Source organism: Nostoc sp. UCD121 (assembly GCF_014222285.1).
In the GTDB taxonomy this organism is placed as follows: domain Bacteria; phylum Cyanobacteriota; class Cyanobacteriia; order Cyanobacteriales; family Nostocaceae; genus Nostoc.
The window spans coordinates 1-1,670 of sequence record NZ_JACKZS010000446.1 but is presented as its reverse complement, the minus strand read 5'-3'; the positions used below and the strand labels follow the sequence as shown (position 1 = coordinate 1,670).

The following is a 1,670-nucleotide window of genomic DNA, read 5'->3' as shown; positions in this document are numbered from 1 at the left end:
GTACAGGGGGCAGGGGGCAGGGAGCAGGAAATAGTAAGAACTTCCGACCCCCTAGCATCTACACCTTGGACAGTCTCAATTGTTGACTTGCAGCATTTATCCACAAGCGAAAAAGAAATTGCTTTGCAGCAATTAGCGCAACAACAAGTGCAACGACCCTTTGACATAGCAACTGAAGCATTAGTCAGGACAACATTAGTAGTGCTGTCGGAGACAGAACAAGCCTTATTAGTGTTCATACATCACATTGTCTTTGATGGCTGGTCAGTGGGTGTGTTTGTTCAAGAATTAATAGCACTGTACAATGCTTATTCTCAGGGTCAGCCGTCACCTTTAACGCCACTACTGATTCAGTACGCAGATTTCGCTATTTGGCAAAGACAGTGGTTGCAAGGAGATGTACTGCAAAGTCAACTGAGTTACTGGCAACAGCAACTAAAAGATGCACCAGCTTTGTTGTCCCTACCTACAGACCGACCCAGACCTGCTGTGCAGACTTTCGTTGGGACATATCATAAGTTTGCACTTTCAGTTGAGTTAACTGATAGATTGGTAAAATTGAGCCAGGAGCAAGGTTGTACTCTCTTTATGACGCTGTTGGCAGCTTATGATACCTTGCTTTATCGCTACACAGGACAATCAGACATTTTGGTAGGGACACCGATCGCAAACCGCGATCGCAGTGAAATAGAAGGGTTAATTGGCTTTTTTGTCAACACTTTAGTCATGCGTACTAACTTGGCAGGCAATCCCAGTTTTAGCGAATTACTTGGTCGTGTTCGAGAAGTAGCGTTGTCCGCGTATGCTCATCAGAATTTGCCTTTTGAAATGTTGGTGGAAGCATTGCAGCCAGAAAGGGATCTGGGACATACGCCACTGTTTCAGGTGGTGTTTAACCTTCAGAATGCACCTGTACAGAAACTAGAGCTTGCTGGGTTAACTGTTAGTTCATTGCCAGTAGAAAGTACAGCTACAAAAGTTGATTTGGCTTTATCGATGGAAAACACTACCCAAGGATTGATGGGTGTGTGGGAGTACAATACTGACTTGTTTGATGCCAGCACAATTGAACGAATGAATGGTCATTTTGTAACGTTGCTGTCAGGAATTGTTGCCAATCCTCAAGAGCGAATTTCCCAATTACCCCTGCTGACAGCAGTTGAGCAGCAGCAGTTATTGGTTGATTGGAATAATACATGGATGGAGTACCCTGAAGATAAATGTATTCATCAGTTGTTTGAGCAGCAGGTTAAGCGTACCCCCAATGCCATAGCAGTTGTGTTTGAAGATCAAAAACTGACTTACCAGCAGTTGAATAGTCGTGCTAACCAGTTGGCCCATTACCTGCACTCATTGGGTGTCAAACCAGATGTGCTAGTGGGTATTTGTGTAGAACGCTCACTAGAAATGGTGGTGGGACTACTAGGTATTCTCAAAGCAGGCGGAGCATACCTACCACTTGACCCTGAGTATCCCCAAGACCGCTTGAGCTTTATGCTAGAAGATGCTCAAGTTTCGTTAGTGTTAACTCAGCAACGACTTCTTGACAAACTTCCCCAGCTTCAAGCAAAACAAGTCTATTTAGATGAAGTCTGGTCACAAATTGCCCAAAACAATCAAGATAACCCAACTAGTGAAGCCAAAGCTTTTAATCTAGCTAATGTAATTTA

General features: G+C 43.9%; 1 protein-coding gene. It reads left to right on the top strand.

Annotated elements, in window-relative coordinates; translation table 11 throughout:
• A partial coding sequence (locus GNF10_RS36735) for a condensation domain-containing protein (protein WP_185607481.1) occupies nucleotides 1-1,670 on the top strand: 1,670 nt, incomplete at both ends.